Here is a 581-nt window from a genome sequence, read left to right as displayed (position 1 = left end):
GTCCAGGACGCGGTGAATGCTGGAGCCAAAGCGATTGTCCGCGGCGGACCGATCACCGACGGCCCGCTGGCGAATGGGGCGTTCTTTCGCCCGGCCCTGCTCGAAGTCTCGGACACCAGCCTCCCGATCGTGCAGCAGGAAACCTTCGGTCCCGTCCTCACCATCCAGCGGTTCTGCGAAGAGACCGATGCCATCGCGCTCGCCAACGACAGCGAATACGGTTTGTCCGCCAGCGTTTGGACGCGAGATCTGGACCGCGCGTTGCGGGTCGCTCAGGCGCTGGAGGTGGGCAGCGTCTTCGTGAATGATTGGGCGAAGGTCTACGACAGCACCGAAGAAGGCGGATTCATGCTTTCAGGATTGGGGAGGCTGAATGGTGCCGCCGCGCTCGATGACTTCATCGAATACAAACATGTCGCGCTGAAGCCCGGTCGGTCCGGCAATCCACATCAGGTTTCGGGAAAGTAGACCGACCGGACGCATCGGGAAGACCCATCCTGCGCCGGCTATCCCGCTGAACCTTCATTTATGGACGGCCCGTGCCATCGCACGGACTTGCAGCTTGGGGAGGAGTCACGAAG

The 581-nt window shown here is 62.1% G+C and carries 1 protein-coding gene; it reads left to right on the top strand.

Annotated features, from left to right (window positions below):
* Nucleotides 1-468, top strand: a 468-nt coding sequence (locus C9413_RS32580) for an aldehyde dehydrogenase family protein (RefSeq protein ID WP_170251657.1), incomplete at its 5' end; no start/stop codon positions are given.
* Between the last annotated feature and the right edge of the window lie 113 nt (nucleotides 469-581).

The organism is Rhizobium sp. SEMIA 4085 (genome assembly GCF_013004495.1).
In the GTDB taxonomy this organism is placed as follows: domain Bacteria; phylum Pseudomonadota; class Alphaproteobacteria; order Rhizobiales; family Rhizobiaceae; genus Rhizobium; species Rhizobium gallicum.
This window is presented reverse-complemented; position numbering and strand designations above follow the sequence as displayed.